Raw genomic sequence first — 15,912 nt, forward strand, 5'->3', positions numbered from 1 at the left:
TCAAGGGGTTTGATAAGTTATGCAGACATTACCTTGAAATGGATTGAAAATATTATTTAATATACGGGCAACACCGTGCTAGAGTATTCGGCGGAGAAACTACGAATGAACAGTGGGCGATGGATTCTGACGGTTGCTTTTGTAGCGCTGATGGCCTCCTCGGTTCTTGCGGATATTTACCGCTACGAGGATGATGAAGGGGTGGTTCATTTCACCGACGTTCCCACCGATCACCGGTTCAAGCTGTTCATGCGCGACCTCAGGAAGGATAAACGGCTGAGAACCACGTTCAGGCTCGGTGAGTGTGCCCGCAACCCGGAAGAATTTGCCCCGATCATCAACCAGTGCGCCCTCGAATACGGGGTGGACAAGGCGTTGGTTCAGGCGGTCATCCACGCTGAATCCGGCTACAATCCCAATGCAGTTTCCCGAAAGGGGGCAGCGGGGCTCATGCAGCTGATGCCAAAAACCGCCCAGGGACTCAAGGTGAACGATTCCTTTAACCCGTCGGAAAACATCCGGGGGGGGGTACGGTATCTCCGGTTCCTGCTGGATACTTTCAAGGGGGATGTGACCCTGGCACTTGCCGCCTATAATGCCGGTCTCTCCAAGGTGGCCAAGTACGGTGGCATTCCACCCTATAACGAGACGCGTACCTATGTGGCCAAGGTCCTTAGTTACCAGAAATCCTACCAGACAAATTAGGCACTTTCATGACGTCATCAACATCATCCGGCACGATCTGGAACATTCCCAATATCCTGACCCTGTTGCGCATAGCCGCAATTCCGGTCATTGTGGTCATGCTGCTTTCACCCTCGCGGGATGCCGGTTTCTGGGCGGCAGCGGTTTTTTCCGCAGCATCCTTTACCGACTGGCTTGACGGCTATCTGGCGCGGCGGATGGGGATTGTCACGGTGTTCGGCAAATTTCTCGATCCGATTGCCGACAAACTGATCGTCATGGCAGCGCTGATCATGATCATTCCCTATGACCGGGTGCCAGCCTGGATGGTCCTGGTGATACTGGGGCGGGAGATCATCATTACCGGCCTGCGTGGCATTGCATCGAGCGAAGGGATTGTCATTGCGGCCAGTGACCTGGGGAAGTTCAAAACCATCTTTCAGATCGTGGCCATAATCGGGCTGCTGTTGCATTACGACTATCCCTGGTTCTTTTCGGTCAACCATCCGCTCCTGGTGGTCAATATGCACCGTGTCGGTATGTTTTATCTCTGGATTGCCTTTGTCATCACGGTATGGTCCGGTGTCGACTATCTGGTGAAGTTCATACGGATCATTGCTCGTTAGCCGTCCTTTTGGGTTTTCGTTGATCAAGTTGCATACCTTTCTACCGATACGAGGAAAAGTATTTTCTCATATCGTCCGGAGGTAAGCGATGAAAGTTTTTATCGGATTTATGGTAACAATCCTGTGCTGTTCCCTGATTACGGCAGCAGGTGCGGAATCGATCAAGTTGGCAGGCTCAGGGCAGATGATCCCTCTTATCAATACGTTGGGCAAGGCCTACATGAAAAAGTATCCTCAGGATGCGGTGGAGGTGAATCAGAAGTCCCTCGGCCAGTTGGGTGGCGTCATGGCGGTGACCAAGGGAGCGATCGACATTGCAATGTCGGCTCGTTATCTTGACAAGAATGAAAAAAAGATGCCTGTTCAGGCCTATGAAATTGCCAAGGTTGCCGGACTTTTTGCTGTTAACGCCGCAACGCCGGTCACGTCACTTACCAGCCAGCAGGTATGTGACATCTATGGTGGCAAGATCAGGAACTGGGCCAAATTGGGTGGCCCGGATGGGGCGATTATCCCGCTGACCCGGCCGGAGAGCGATTCAACCAAAATTGCCGTGCGGCAGGGGATTGCCTGCTTCGATAAGCTGAAGGAGGCGGATGATGTCAGGTCCATGCCCAAGGCCAAGGATATGTACACGGAATTGACCACCAAAGTGAATACGCTCGGCATGATCGATGCGGTTTGCTTTGCCGATGCCGGGGGCAAACTCAAGGCAGTGAAAATTGATGGCAAGGACTTCACCTCGTCCGAGAACAGTCCCATCATGCATCATTATAATCTCGTGCTTGGCAAGAACCGGGGTGAAGCGGTCATGCGGTTCCTGCAGTTCATCCGCTCAAGCGAAGGACAGACGATCATCAAGCGCGAGAAGGCTTCGCCAATGCCCTTTGGGTTATAGTATTTGAATTGCGGGTTCTTGTTGCACCTGCTGCGGAAGCTTCTTTATGGCCTTACATAGCATTTCCCGAAAATTCCTATTCCGCCTGCTTTTGGTGCTGTTTCTCGGTCAGATTGTCATCGGGGTCTGGAGTTACGTAGACCGTCACACCACCAGTGAAGAGAACCTTGACCGCAAGGCAAGGGTGCAGGCAAAGATGCTGGCTGCCATTGCGACGCGCTCCATGAGTGACTTCGACTTTACCTACATGGGGCTGGTTATCGACGAAACCATGAAAGATCCCGATCTCCGCAATGTGATGTTGGTGGATAAGGACGGAACAGCGCTTTTCGAGAACTCAACCGCAACGAAGGGGGAAGACCTTAGCACCATCCAGGTCCCGGTGACAGCTAGTGGTGACATCAAACTAATTGTCAGCTATTCCGACACGGGGGTGCGCAAGCGATTGCTGCATCAGCTCATAATCAACGTGGCTCTTCAGGTAGGGATATTCTTTGTCGTGGCCCTGACAATTCTCTTTTTTTTCCGCAGGGACCTGGGGGAAAAGATCTCTGCCATTAATGCAGCCATCGAGCATATCCGGGAAGGTGACCTGACCAGAAAGATTCCCTCCCTGGGAGATGATGAGTTCGGTGACATCACAAAAGGGCTCAATTTCATGGCAGAGCAGTTGCACTCCACCGTCTCCCGGCTTGCCTCCCTCGGGAACGGGCTGGCCTCGGCCATGGAGTCGCTGAATGCCAACTTTGAAACGGTCAGTTCTTCGGCGCGCACGCAACAACAGTCTACCGAGAAGGTCCTGAACGATATTTCCGATGCGTCCGCTGCCCAGCAGCGGATACTTGACAATACCAACAGCCTTGCTGAGCTCTCCCAGGACAATTCGACCGCACTTAATGAAATCAGTTCCACCTTTACCGAGACCGAAGCACACATCGATTCCCTCAATCTGAATGTCAACGTGATCTATTCCACCATTGCCCAGTTGAACCAATCGGCCAAAGCTGTCGCGAGCGTGGTTGATAATGCCTCCAGTGCGGCTGCGGATACAGCCGGATCGGTGAGGGCGATCAACGACCTGGTGCAGACGATCGACGCGGCGGTAACGACCACCTCTTCGCTCAGTGACCAGGTCATCGGCGTAGTTTCCGAAAAGGGGATCGTGCAGGTTGAAAACGCCATAGCGAGCATGGAACAGATCAAGTCGTTCGTTTCCTCGCTGACTATGACCATGTCCCAACTGGATACCCGCTCCAAGGATGTGGCAAAGATTCTTGCCGTTATCCGGGAGGTAACCGATCAGGCCCACCTGCTGAGTCTCAACGCCCAGATTATTGCCGGCCAGGCCGGAGAGCACGGCCGGAGTTTTGCCGTGGTTGCCAACGAAATGAAGCTGCATTCGGCCAAGACCGCCGCCTCAACCAAGGAGATCGAGTCGATCATCCAGGCAATCCGTGGCCAGATCACGGCGGCAGTCGAAGAAACCCACAATACCTTCCTTACGGTTACTGACGGGAGCCAAATAGTCTCCTGTGCCGGAGCGGCATTGCACGAGGTCCTCGACGCATCCCGTCGTTCCGCGGAAATGGTCAAGGGGATCGAGCTTTCGACCAAAGAGCAGAGCCGTCTCGCCTCCCATATTCTGGGCGTGGTCAGCAAGCTGGAGACTGTCAATCGCGAAGTCAAGCGGGCGACCGACGAGGAGGTGCAGAGCATCGTCTATCTGGAAGAGGGGTTGCGTGCCATACGTGATTCCATGGAGGTGACACGCAGCGCCACACAGGAACAGGGGACCTCTCTGGAGGTCATTACCGAAAACATTCAGTCTGCAAATGCCAAGACCGGTGAGATTGCGGCCGCATCACTGCAGCAGAAGAATGTAAACGGGCTTATTTCCGAATCGATGCGCACCATCACGGCCCACGGCGGGAACACCCTGGCGGCCGTTCAGGATGCTGCGGAGAGGATTTCTTCAGTTTACCGGGATGTTGAACTGCTACGCCGTGAAATGGGTATGTTCAGGGTTTCGGGTCTACAGCCCGACCTGCCTGCAGACGAGCCTGGCGACCAGCTTTCTGAGCAATTAGCCGTTGACACCCGTAGCGAAAAAGGTTATACAACTACCGGCTTTGACACCAGCGTGTCATCCAGAGATGTGTAACGGCGGCGTAGCCAAGTGGTAAGGCAGAGCTCTGCAAAAGCTCCATTCAGCGGTTCAAATCCGCTCGCCGCCTCCAGATAAAAGCTGACCCACAGAGTGGGTCGGCTTTTTTTATATTTTTTCAGGCAAGGAATCGTGATGTCGCAGCCGGAGCCCCGCAATCAGACTCAGACGCCATTGGCCGAACTAACGCCGATGATGCGGCAATACCTGGAGATCAAGGCCCAGTATCCCGACGCCATTCTTTTCTTCCGGCTGGGCGATTTCTACGAAATGTTCCTGGATGATGCGGTCAAGGCCTCACGCATCCTGGACATTACCCTGACGTCGCGAGGTAAGGGTGGCGACGGCAGCGATATCCCGCTGTGCGGTATACCGTACCATTCCGCCGCTCCCTATCTGGCCAAGCTGATCGAGGCCGGCGAAAAGGTGGCCATCTGCGAACAGGTGGAGGACCCGAAGAGCGTCAAGGGGATCGTCCGCCGGGAGGTGGTGCGGGTGGTTACCCCGGGTCTGGTGATCGACGGCGAGAACCTGGCCCCGAAGGAGAACAACTACTTGCTCTGCCTCGTTCCGCAGGAGACGGCCGAGGTGGGACTGGCCTATCTCGATCTCTCCACCGGCGAATTCAGGGTGACCGAACTGTCCGGGCTCGATGCGGCCATTGCCGAGATTGCCTGCGTGAAACCGAGGGAAATCCTCCTGCCGGCCATGGGGCGCGATACCGGCCTTCTTGCCTCTCTGGGACCGCTCGGGGACGATTGCCTGGTCAGCTGGCTGGAAGAGTGGGTTTTTGACGCCGAGTATGGCCGCCGTCTTTTCCAGCGGCAGTTCTCTGCGCATCCCGAGTCCATGGGGTGCGGCGGGATAAAGACCGGCGTGCGGGCTGCGGCAGCCATCCTTCACTATCTCTACGACACCCAGAAGGGAGAGGTGGCCCATGTCAGGGAGCTCCACCCCTACCAGACCAGGGAGTTTCTGGTGCTGGACGAGGCAACGCGGCGCAACCTGGAGCTCACCGCCACCATGGCGGAGGGGAAACGACGCGGCTCGCTCCTCGGACTCCTGGACAAGACCGTTACCGCCATGGGGGGACGAAAGCTCAAGCAGTGGATCAACTATCCGCTGGCAACGGTCGAGCCGATTCTGGAACGCCAGAATGCCGTGGACGAGTTTTTTCGTGACCCGACCTGGCGCACGGCACTCGTCGAGGCGCTGGAAGGGGTGTACGACTTAGAGCGGCTGAATGGCCGGATCAGCATGGCTTCGGCCTCGGCCAAGGATCTGGCGGCACTCCGGTGTTCCCTGGAGCGGATTCCGCTTCTCCTCTCGCATCTCGGCCGGGTCGATGCCCCGCTCCTGCAACGCATCCGCGACGAGATCGATCCCCTTGAGGAGATGACCGACCTGATCCGGCGGGGGGTGGTGGAAAATCCCCCCTTCATCCTCCGCGAGGGAGGGATCATTGCCGAAGGGTACCATGGGGAGCTGGATGAACTGCGGGCCATCAGCCGGGAGGGGAAGGGGTTCATCGCCCGGCTGGAGGCGCAGGAGCGGGCCAGGACCGGGATCGGTTCCCTGAAGATCCGCTACAACAAGGTGTTCGGCTACTACATCGAGGTGACCAAGTCCAACCTGGCCGAGGTGCCGGCCGACTATCTCCGCCGCCAGACCCTGGCCAATGCCGAAAGGTTCATCACCCCGGAGCTGAAGGAGTACGAAGACAAGGTACTGGGCGCCGAGGAGCGGATCGTTGACCTGGAGTATCAGCTCTTCCAGGAGATTCGCCTGCAGGTGGCCGAACAAGGTGCCCGTATCGCCCGGACCGCTGACCGGCTCGCCACCCTGGACGTCCTTGTTGCCCTGGCAACCGTGGCCCACGAATACGATTACTGCCGGCCACTCGTTGACGACAGCGACGTCATCGCCATCACCACCGGCCGGCACCCGGTGGTGGAGGCGCTCTCGCCCACGGAGCGGTTCGTGGCCAACGACACCTATCTCGATGGCCAGGAGAACCAGCTCCTGATCATCACCGGCCCGAACATGGCCGGCAAGTCGACCTTTATGCGCCAGGTGGCGATCATCATCCTGCTGGCCCAGATGGGGAGCTTCGTGCCGGCTTCTGATGCGCGCATCGGCGTGGTGGACCGGATCTTCACCAGGGTCGGCGCCTCGGACAACCTGAGTCGGGGCCTTTCCACCTTCATGCTGGAGATGATCGAAACCGCCACGATTCTTCGCCATGCCACGCCGAAAAGCCTGGTGGTCCTGGATGAGATCGGCCGCGGGACCTCCACCTTTGACGGCGTTTCCATCGCCTGGGCAGTGGCCGAGTTTCTGCACGACAGACCGGAGCATAGGGCCAGGACCCTCTTTGCCACCCATTACCATGAACTGACCGAGCTGTCCGTGACCCGCCCCGGGGTGAAAAACTTCAACGTGGCGGTCAGGGAGTGGAACGATCAGATAATTTTCCTGCGCACCATCGTCCCGGGCGGGGCTTCCCATTCCTACGGGATACAGGTGGCGCGCCTGGCCGGACTCCCCATGGCGGTCATCGACCGGGCCAAGGAGATCCTGGTCAACCTGGAAAAGGGGGAGTACGTGGCCGAAGGTGTCCCCCGGATAGCCCGCGGGAAAAGGGTTGCCGAGGTGAAAGCGTCTCCCCAGATGGCCCTCTTTGCCGACGATACCGACCTACTCCGTCAGCGGCTGAAGGGTCTCGCCATTGCCTCGCTCACTCCCCTGGAGGCGTTGAATCTGCTGGATGAACTGAAAAGGATGATTTGAGATGGTGCGATCGATACCCCTCTTCCGCCTGCTTACCGCACTGCTGCTGCTGCTCCTGGTTGCCGGCTGGGCACGCGGCGAAGAACGCGAAGGCTCTCCCCGGGAAAAGGGCTCTACTACCCGGAAGGCAACGGCTAAGAAGGCGGAGAAGGGGGCCAGGAAGGGTGGCAAGCAGGCCAGGAAGGGTGGCAAGCAGGCCAGGAAGGGGGCGGTTGCTGCGCAGAAAGCCGCTGCAGTGGAGACAAAGCCGCCCCTGGCCGTGGTCAAGGAGATCCGCTCCTGGTCGACGCCGGACTACACCAGGGTCGCAGTGACGCTCGACCGGGAGGTGTCTTTTGAAAAGCACCAGATAGCCCAGGGCCCGGGATCGCAGTATCTGTCGCGTCTCTATTTCGATATCAACGGCGCCAAGGTGGGGCCGGGGGTAAAGGACCTCTCCATTGGCGACGGTTTCCTGAAAACCGCCCGGGTGGGCCAGCACCGGCAGGACACGGTGCGGGTGGTGCTGGATGTTGATCATGTGAAGGACCACAAGATCTTCACCTTTTCCGACCCGTTCAGGATCATTGTGGACGTGAAGGGGGAGCGGAGGGAGGAGATCAGCCGGTTGGACACGAACATCCAGCCGCTGGTGCCCCTGCCCGAGACGAAGAAGGAAGAAATAAAGGAGCCGGAGAAACCGGCGGTTCCGTTCAAACCGGGTAAGATACGGCGGATCGTGGTTGATCCGGGGCATGGCGGCAAGGACCCGGGCGCCATAGGGCAGGGGGGGACACAGGAGAAGGATGTGGTGCTGGCCATGGGACTGATGCTGTCGCGGAAGCTCCGCGACGAACTCGGCATCGACGTGGTCATGACCCGCTCCAGCGACATCTTCATCGAACTGCAGGAACGGACCGCCATTGCCAATCAGGTCGGGGCCGACCTGTTCGTCTCCATCCATGCCAATGCCTCGCTGAACCGGGCTGCCAGCGGCGTCGAAACCTATTACCTAAACCTGGCCAAGACCGAGAAGGCGGCGCAACTGGCGGCCCGCGAAAACGGCACCTCCCTGGAGAAGGTGAGCCTTTTGCAGGCGGTCCTTTTCGACCTGATGGCCAACTACAAGCTGAACGACTCGGCACATTTGGCCGAGGAGGTGCAAAAGGCCGTCCACCGGAAGGTGAGCAGCCAGTATGCCAATGTGAAAAACCTGGGGGTGAAGCAGGGGCCGTTCTACGTCCTGGTGGGGGCCACCATGCCGAGCATTCTGGTGGAAACCGCCTTCATCAGCAATGAGCGTGAGGAAGGGCGGCTGCAGGACCCGCAGTTCCAGGAAACGGCCGTGGCCGGCATCGTTGACGGCATCAGGGCTTATATTGCCAGCCTGAAATAAGAGAGATACCTATGCCCGAAAACATGGAGTTTGCCCTCGATCAGTATTTTCCGGATGAATCCCAGAACATTGGCGATGCCGGCCGCGCCTCGTTCAACGAAAAGCGCCCCCTCTACCTGGCTGCCAGCAAACGGTTCTTCAGCCATTACCGCGAGCAGATCAGGGTACAGCATGCCGCCGGGGCCAGCGGCGCCTGGACGGTCCAGGCGATCACGGCCATGACCGACAAGCTCATCAGCCGACTCTTTGCCTCGATCCTGAACGATCTCCACCAGGCGGAGATGATCGGCGACAAGCTGGTGCTGGCGGCGGTCGGCGGTTATGGCCGCGGTGAATTGAACCCTTTCTCCGATATCGACCTGATGTTCCTCCACAGCGGCATCGATAGTCAGTTGATCGAGGAGATTGCCCAGAAGCTCCTCTATTTTCTCTGGGATATGCGGCTTGAGGTGGGGTATTCCGTCCGGACCATTTCCGACTGCGTGGAAATGGCCCGCGGCGACAGCACCGTCAGGACCGCGCTCTTGGACAGCCGCTACCTGATCGGGAGCCTGCAGCTGTTCCAGGAGTTCGAGAAGGTCCGGACCGCCCAAATCCTGATGAAGGGGGGCAACGCCTTCATCAGGGAAAAAGTGGACGAGCAGAAAAAGCGGCGGGAAAAGTACGGGGCGTCGGTCTATCTCCTGGAGCCGAACATCAAGGAAGGTGAGGGGGGGCTCAGGGACCTGCACTCTGCCATGTGGGTGGCCAAAATCAAGTACAAGATCGACCAGCCGCGGGAGCTCATCGTCAAGGGGGTGCTTTCCGAGGAAGAACTGGACAGCTACTACGGGGCGCTCGACTATCTCTGGCGGATCAGAAACGAGCTGCATTATCGGGCCGGCAGAAAGAGCGACCAGCTCACGTTCGATGCCCAGACCCACCTGGCCGCGTTTTTCGGCTATGTGGACCGGGGGAAGGTGCTGGCGGTCGAAGAGTTCATGCGTGATTACTACCTGCATGCGACACGGGTCGAGCATTACTCGGCCATGCTCATCGCCCGCAGTGCCCGTCAGGACGATGCGTCCTCCAAGATCCTCGGGTACTTCATCCGGCGCCCGATCGGTGAAGGTTTCTATGTCATGAAAGGGGAACTGGTCATTCCTGACGAGTCGGTAATCCAGAAGGATCCAACCAGGCTCATGAAGATATTCGAGTATGCCCAGAAGCAGGGGGTAGTGCTGAATATCCGGGTTAAGACCCTGATCAGGAAGAGTCTCGATCTGGTGAACGACCGGTTCCGGCGCAACAAGGAGGTAAACGCCTCTTTCTTCTCCATCCTTCGGGCTGAGCACAGCATAGTGGAAACCCTGACCCTGATGCACCACCTGGAGTTCCTGAACCGCTTCATCCCCGAATTCGAGCGGATCTACTGCAAGGTCCAGCACGACCTCTACCATATCTACACGGTCGACATCCATTCGCTGTTCTGTGTCGAGGAGATCGTCAAGCTCTGGCGCGGCGAGTATCGCAAGGCGCTCCCCAACCTTACCAAGCTGGCCGCTGAAATCGACAAGCGGGAGCTCCTGTTGCTGGCAGTTCTGCTTCACGACATTGGCAAAGGAGAGGGGGGCGGTCATGCAGACAAGGGTGCCGATCTCTGTCGGACCATCGCCCGTCGCATGGGGCTCTCCAGGGAGGACAGCGAGCGGCTTGATTTTCTGGTGCGCAGCCATCTGCTTTTTGCCCACATCGCCCAGCGGCGCGACCTGCACGACGAACGGATGATCGTCGATTTCGCCCGCCAGATGCTTACCAGCGAAAACCTGAAGATGCTTTACCTGCTGACCTTCGCCGACATCAAGGGTGTTGGGCCGGACGTCTGGACCGAATGGAAGGAAATGCTGCTGAACGAGCTGTACGAAAAGACCTATCAGGTGCTGGAGCGCGGCGATTTTCGGCTGGAGGCGAGCAGCGAACGGGCACGGAAGGTGAAACGTACGGTGCTGGAACTGCTGGAGAACGAATATCCGGCAGCCCAGGTGCGGGAGGAGCTGAAGGCCCTCACCACCCGCCACGTCCTCTCCCATGCACCGGCGGTCCTGGCCGATCACCTGCGCATCCTGCTCCGGTTGGGTGATGAACAGCTCATCATGGCGGTCGCCCATGAGCCGGAGAAGTCCTATTCGAACTTCACCATCGTCACCCACGACGTGCCGGGGCTGTTCGCCATGATCACCGGCGTCATGGCCGCCAACGGCATCAACATCCTGGGTGCCCAGATTCATACCAGCAAGAACGGCAAGGCCCTGGATATTCTCCAGGTCAATTCTCCCCAGGGGTTTGTCATCACCGATCAGACCCGCTGGCAGCGGGTCGAGGACGACATGCGCCGGGTGATGGCCGGAGAGGTGCAGGTGGAGGCACTGGTCCAGAAACGGCGTCGGCCGACCCTGCTGGGCACCAAAGAACGTCCCCGCTTCCCGACCAGTGTGGAAATCGACAACGAGGTCTCGGTCGATTATACGGTTGTCGATATCTACACCCATGACCAGATCGGCCTTCTCTACCGGATCACCAGTACCCTGAAGGATCTGGGGCTGTATATCGGTGTGGCCAAGATCTCCACCAAGGTGGACCAGGTAGCCGACGTCTTTTATGTGAAAGACATCTTTGGTCACAAGATTACGGCGGATGACAAGTTGGAGGAGATCCGGAGGCAGCTACTGACGGCCATCGATGAGGATGCGGCCCCGTGAATGCCTATCTGGACCTCTTTCTCAGCTATCTGACCGTGGAGAAGGGGTTGACAAGAAACACGCTGGCGGCTTACAGTCGGGACATCGGCCGCTATCTCGATTATCTGGAACAGAGCCGGATAACGGTACCCGACATGATCCGTCCGCTGCAGGTGGCCGGGTTCCTGGGGTCGCTCATGCAGGAAGGGCTTGCCCCCAGGAGCCGGGCACGGTCACTGTCGGCCCTGCGGATGTTCCACAAATTCTTGGTCAGGGAAGGGTATGCTGCTGCCAACCCGACGGCGGTCATCGAATCTCCCCGTACGGTGCGCTCCCTGCCCCGGGTCCTTTCCAGCCGGGAGGTGGAAGGGCTCCTGGCCGGCCCTGCCGGCAACGAACCGATGGAGGTGCGGGACCGGGCCATGCTTGAACTCCTGTACGCAACCGGGCTCAGGGTGTCGGAGCTGGTGTCGCTCCGGGTGCGGGACGTGAACCTCGATGCCGGCTACCTGCTCACCATCGGCAAGGGAGAGAAGGAGCGGCTGGTCCCCATTGGCGACGCGGCCAGGGATGCCGTGCTGGCCTATCTCCGCCAAGTACGGAGCGGGCAGGACCCGGCGGCTGACAACCCGTACCTGTTCCTGACCCGGCTCAAGGACCGGATGACCCGCCAGGCCTTTTGGAACATCATCAAGAAACGGGCAAAGGCGGCCGGGATCAGGAAGAGCATCTCTCCGCACACCCTGCGGCACTCCTTTGCCACCCATCTGCTGGAGAATGGTGCGGATTTGCGGAGCGTGCAGCTGATGCTGGGACATGCGGACCTGGCAACGACGCAGATTTACACGCACATCACCCGTGAGCGGCTGAAGCGGCTCCATCAGGAGCTGCACCCGAGAGGATAGAACGGCCGTGACTGGTGACTCGTACTGGTGACTGGTAAAGGCAGGCTTCAAGTTACGAGTCACGGCATTTAACGAAAGGAACTGTTGATGAAATACGTAGTACTCCTCGGCGACGGCATGTCAGATGAAAAACTGGAGCAACTGGGTGGCAAGACCCCTTTGCAGGCGGCCCGGACCCCCAATCTGGACTATATGGCCAGGCGCGGTACGCTTGGTCTTGCCCGGACCGTTCCGCCGGGATTTTCACCGGGCAGCGACGTGGCCAATCTGTCGGTGTTCGGCTACGACCCGCAGACCTGCTATACCGGCCGGTCTCCCCTGGAGGCGGCCAGCATGGGGATTCACCTGGAGCCTGACGACGTGGCCTTCCGGGTCAACCTGGTCAATCTCCAGCCCCGCGGCAGCCGCCTGATCATGAACGACTACTGCAGCGGCCATATCAGCTCCGAAGAGGCCTTTGAGCTGGTGACCGCCCTGCAGCACGAGCTGGAACGCCCTGAATTCCGGTTCTATCCGGGGGTCGGCTACCGCCACCTCATGGTCTGGCAAGGGGGAAAGGTCGATCTGATCACCACTCCGCCTCACGATATCACCGGCAAGGACATCCTCAACCACCTTCCCCAGGGGGAGGGGAGCGCCAAGCTGATCGAGCTGATGAACTCGTCCCAGCTCTTGTTCCACAACCACCCCCAGTACCGGCAGCGACTCGACGCCGGCAAGGTACCGGCCAATTCCATCTGGCTCTGGGGCCAGGGCAAGGCCCCGCGGATGCACTCCTTCAAGGAGAAGTTCGGTCTCTCCGGTGCCGTTATTTCCGCCGTTGACCTGGTGCGGGGGATCGGCGTCTGCGCCGGCATGGAGATCATCAAGGTACCCGGCGCCACCGGCTATATCGATACCAACTATGAAGGCAAGGCCACGGCGGCACTGGAGGCGTTGGAGCGGGTCGACTACGTTTATCTGCACGTCGAGGCGCCCGACGAGGCAGGCCATGCCGGCAACCTGGAACACAAGCTGCAGGCCATCGAGGATTTCGATGCCAAGGTGGTGGGGCCGGTCCTGGAAGGGATCAGGAAGTTCGGTGACTACCGGGTACTCAGCACCCCCGACCACCCGACGCCGCTCGCCCGGATGACCCATACTGCTTCGCCGGTGCCGTTCATTCTTTACTCCGGCGAGGAGGTGGAAAAGCAGGGGATTGCCGGTTACGACGAAGATGCTGCCGCAGCAACCGGGGTGGTGGTGGAGAAGGGGTACCGCCTGATGGAGATGATGCTGGGGCGGCAGAACTGAGACGGTCGGGTGGTTGAGACGTTACTGACCACCCGGTTCCTCAACCGGATGCCGATTTCGGGGGTATGGTGGACGCCGAGAAATTCTTCACCACGGACGAGCTGGAACGTATCCGCTGCACGGTGGATGCTGCCGAGTCGGCGACAGCCGGAGAGATTGCCACAATGGTGGTTTCTGCCAGCGATCCCTATCGGGAAGGGACAATCCTCGGCGGGGCACTCCTGGCCGGCTTTGTCGCGTTTCTGCTGAGTGTTCTCCTCCATCACGTCACGGTCTGGTTCTACGTGCCGGTCACGGTTGCACTCACGTTCCCCTCCTGTGCCCTGTTTCGTGCCATCCCCCGTCTCAGGCTCCCGTTCGTGGCCCGCTCCCGCATCCGGCAGGCGGTCAGGGAACGGGCTCTGCGGGCTTTTTACGAAAAGGGACTCTACCGGACCCGGGCCGCCACCGGCATCCTCATCTTCATCTCCCTCCTGGAGCGGACCGTCTGGATACTCGGTGACCGGGGGATCAACGAACGGATCACCCCGGAAACCTGGCAGGAACTGTCCGCCGAACTGTCACGGGGGATGCGGGCCGGTGAGGGCTGCGACGCACTCTGCCGGACCATCACCCGCTGCGGGACGATCCTGGCCGAACATTTCCCCCTCAAGACCGGCGACACCAATGAGCTGACCGATCAGGTGCTGTTCGAGCGGTAAGGGTGGCTACAAAGACATTCTGTCGGTCAGGACGATGAGTGTGGGCGTAAAGCCCAGTGGACGTTTGATATCCATCACAACCGTTCTTCCAAAATTTAATGAAATAGCTTGCCTTTTCGACTTCACATCGCTATAGTGCCCAAAGACTGTCACACAAACGGCGGCACGGTGTCCGTCGTTCCTTTGTAATCATCGCTTTAGCCCCCCTGCATCACTTTTCTCAAGATGGCAGAACGCATGGCTGGCGAAGATTTTTTTGTTGCAGCCTGTACGCGTTTTAGCCGTTCCGTTCATGGATCAATTGCTGGTCCTGTGGCTGTGCGCGTCTGTTTTTTGCCTACACCACGGAAAGGACACAGTATGACCTTTGCAGAACTCGGCCTCAACCCCTCCATCCTCAAGGCGGTAACCGCCTGCGGCTACACCACCCCCACCCCGGTACAGGAACAGGCAATACCCCTTGTCCGCGCCGGCCACGACCTGATCGCCACTGCGGGCACCGGCACCGGCAAGACTGCCGCCTTTGTGCTGCCGGCCCTGGAGCGGCTGTCGACCCCGTCAACCCTTCCGGGCAAAGGACCGCGGCTGCTGGTACTTACCCCGACCCGGGAACTGGCACAGCAGGTCATGGATGCGGCCCGCAACTACGGCGGGTTCATGCGGCTGCGGTGCGGCTCGATCCTCGGCGGCATGCCGTACCGGGATCAGCTCCGGCTCCTGTCCGGGCCGGTGGATATCATCGTTGCCACGCCGGGCCGGCTGGTGGATCACCTGGACCGGGGGAGCATCAAATTCGACCGTCTGGAGATGCTGGTGCTGGACGAGGCCGACCGGATGCTGGACATGGGGTTCAGCGAGGACGTGGAGCGGATCGTCGGCTCGGCGCCGGAGAAGCGTCAGACCCTCATGTTCACCGCCACCATGGACAATACCGTCGACAAGCTGGCCAGGCGGATGCTCCGTGATCCCCAGCGGGTGGAGCTGACCGCGAGCGCACCGTCCCACCAGTTGATCGACCAGCGCCTCCATGTTGCCGATAACCTGCATCACAAGAAGGCGATGCTCAGGCACCTCATCAACGATAAGAGCCTGTCCCGGGCCATCATCTTTTCCGCCACCAAGCGGGACGCCGATGAGCTGGCACAGGAGCTGTGCCGGAACGGCCACTCTGCTGCGGCTCTGCATGGCGACATGAACCAGGCGGCCCGCAACCGGACCATTTCCAATGTGAAGGCCGGCAGGGTCCGCCTTTTGGTGGCTACCGACGTGGCGGCACGGGGGTTGGACGTGAACGGTATCAGCCATGTCATCAACTTCGACCTCCCCCGCTTTGCCGAGGACTACGTCCATCGCATAGGTCGCACCGGCCGTGCCGGGGCAACCGGTACCGCCATCTCCTTTGTCTCCCAGTCCGAGCTTGCGTATCTGGACCGTATTGAGCGGTTCATCGGCAAGGAACTGCCGCAGCACTCCCTGGAAGGGCACGAGCCGATGACTGCGCTCCGCCGCGTGGGCCGTGGCAACGGTGCCGGTCGTGGACGGAGCGGTGCGCCGTCCGGCAAGGGTGGAAAAGGGTATGCCAATGCCGGCGGAGCAACCAAGAGCGGTGGCAAGCCGTGGAGTAATGACCGGAATGGTCAGAGAAGCCGGACCGGCAGCCAGCAGAAGCCGGTAGTCGTCGAGTACCGGAACCGGCGCTCGGACAGCTAGTCGTTATCTGAAACGTGAAGGTAGAAAAAAGGGTCTGCAACTGCTGCAG

At 59.2% G+C, this 15,912-nt stretch carries 11 protein-coding genes and 1 tRNA gene; all 12 read left to right on the top strand.

Features of this window, described 5'->3' with window-relative positions:
• Positions 1–150: 150 nt before the first annotated feature.
• The 12 genes from JN12_RS06440 to JN12_RS06495 all read left to right on the top strand — a co-directional run bounded on the left by JN12_RS06440 (position 151) and on the right by JN12_RS06495 (position 15,863).
• A complete protein-coding gene (locus JN12_RS06440; RefSeq protein ID WP_246125781.1) occupies positions 151–705 on the top strand; it encodes a lytic transglycosylase domain-containing protein in 555 nt (184 codons plus the stop codon).
• A gap of 8 nt (positions 706–713) precedes the next feature.
• Positions 714–1,310, top strand: coding sequence for a CDP-diacylglycerol--glycerol-3-phosphate 3-phosphatidyltransferase (pgsA, locus tag JN12_RS06445; RefSeq protein ID WP_145019944.1), 597 nt, complete (start codon positions 714–716; stop codon positions 1,308–1,310).
• An 88-nt stretch (positions 1,311–1,398) separates the two neighbouring features.
• Positions 1,399–2,208, top strand: coding sequence for a substrate-binding domain-containing protein (locus JN12_RS06450; protein ID WP_145019946.1), 810 nt, complete (start codon positions 1,399–1,401; stop codon positions 2,206–2,208).
• Between the two features lie 46 nt (positions 2,209–2,254).
• Positions 2,255–4,369 (top strand): methyl-accepting chemotaxis protein, encoded by a 2,115-nt coding sequence (locus JN12_RS06455; protein ID WP_145019949.1) that lies wholly within the window; start codon positions 2,255–2,257, stop codon positions 4,367–4,369.
• 1 nt (position 4,370) lies between these two features.
• Positions 4,371–4,445 (top strand) — tRNA-Cys (locus tag JN12_RS06460).
• Positions 4,446–4,546: 101 nt separating this feature from the next.
• Complete coding sequence (gene mutS / locus JN12_RS06465) at positions 4,547–7,162, top strand: DNA mismatch repair protein MutS (RefSeq protein ID WP_145020296.1); 2,616 nt, start codon at positions 4,547–4,549, stop codon at positions 7,160–7,162.
• A gap of 1 nt (position 7,163) precedes the next feature.
• Positions 7,164–8,537 carry an N-acetylmuramoyl-L-alanine amidase gene (locus tag JN12_RS06470; protein WP_145019951.1) on the top strand — a complete coding sequence of 458 codons (1,374 nt, stop codon included), beginning with the start codon at positions 7,164–7,166 and terminating at the stop codon, positions 8,535–8,537.
• A 23-nt stretch (positions 8,538–8,560) separates the two neighbouring features.
• Complete coding sequence (gene glnD / locus JN12_RS06475) at positions 8,561–11,275, top strand: [protein-PII] uridylyltransferase (RefSeq protein WP_145020299.1); 2,715 nt, start codon at positions 8,561–8,563, stop codon at positions 11,273–11,275.
• Positions 11,272–12,159 carry a site-specific tyrosine recombinase XerD gene (xerD, locus tag JN12_RS06480; RefSeq protein ID WP_145019954.1) on the top strand — a complete coding sequence of 296 codons (888 nt, stop codon included), beginning with the start codon at positions 11,272–11,274 and terminating at the stop codon, positions 12,157–12,159. The genes glnD and xerD overlap by 4 nt, the downstream gene beginning before the upstream one ends.
• An 87-nt stretch (positions 12,160–12,246) precedes the next feature.
• Complete coding sequence (locus JN12_RS06485; protein ID WP_145019957.1) at positions 12,247–13,452, top strand: cofactor-independent phosphoglycerate mutase; 1,206 nt, start codon at positions 12,247–12,249, stop codon at positions 13,450–13,452.
• A gap of 65 nt (positions 13,453–13,517) precedes the next feature.
• Positions 13,518–14,153 (top strand): TPM domain-containing protein, encoded by a 636-nt coding sequence (locus JN12_RS06490; RefSeq protein ID WP_145019960.1) that lies wholly within the window; start codon positions 13,518–13,520, stop codon positions 14,151–14,153.
• Positions 14,154–14,513: 360 nt separating this feature from the next.
• Entirely contained in the window at positions 14,514–15,863 is a 1,350-nt protein-coding gene (locus JN12_RS06495) for a DEAD/DEAH box helicase (protein ID WP_145019963.1), read from the top strand.
• Positions 15,864–15,912: the final 49 nt, after the last annotated feature.

The organism is Geobacter argillaceus, from assembly GCF_007830735.1.
Taxonomy (GTDB): domain Bacteria; phylum Desulfobacterota; class Desulfuromonadia; order Geobacterales; family DSM-12255; genus Geomobilibacter; species Geomobilibacter argillaceus.

Bases quoted from the DNA above. Each gene is read 5' to 3' on its own strand.
- JN12_RS06440 (WP_246125781.1), top strand. From the start codon at position 151: ATGGCCTCCTCGGTTCTTGCGGATATTTACCGCTACGAGGATGATGAA.
- pgsA (WP_145019944.1), top strand. From the start codon at position 714: ATGACGTCATCAACATCATCCGGCACGATCTGGAACATTCCCAATATC.
- JN12_RS06450 (WP_145019946.1), top strand. From the start codon at position 1,399: ATGAAAGTTTTTATCGGATTTATGGTAACAATCCTGTGCTGTTCCCTG.
- JN12_RS06455 (WP_145019949.1), top strand. From the start codon at position 2,255: ATGGCCTTACATAGCATTTCCCGAAAATTCCTATTCCGCCTGCTTTTG.
- JN12_RS06470 (WP_145019951.1), top strand. From the start codon at position 7,164: ATGGTGCGATCGATACCCCTCTTCCGCCTGCTTACCGCACTGCTGCTG.
- glnD (WP_145020299.1), top strand. From the start codon at position 8,561: ATGGAGTTTGCCCTCGATCAGTATTTTCCGGATGAATCCCAGAACATT.
- JN12_RS06485 (WP_145019957.1), top strand. From the start codon at position 12,247: ATGAAATACGTAGTACTCCTCGGCGACGGCATGTCAGATGAAAAACTG.
- JN12_RS06490 (WP_145019960.1), top strand. From the start codon at position 13,518: ATGGTGGACGCCGAGAAATTCTTCACCACGGACGAGCTGGAACGTATC.
- JN12_RS06495 (WP_145019963.1), top strand. From the start codon at position 14,514: ATGACCTTTGCAGAACTCGGCCTCAACCCCTCCATCCTCAAGGCGGTA.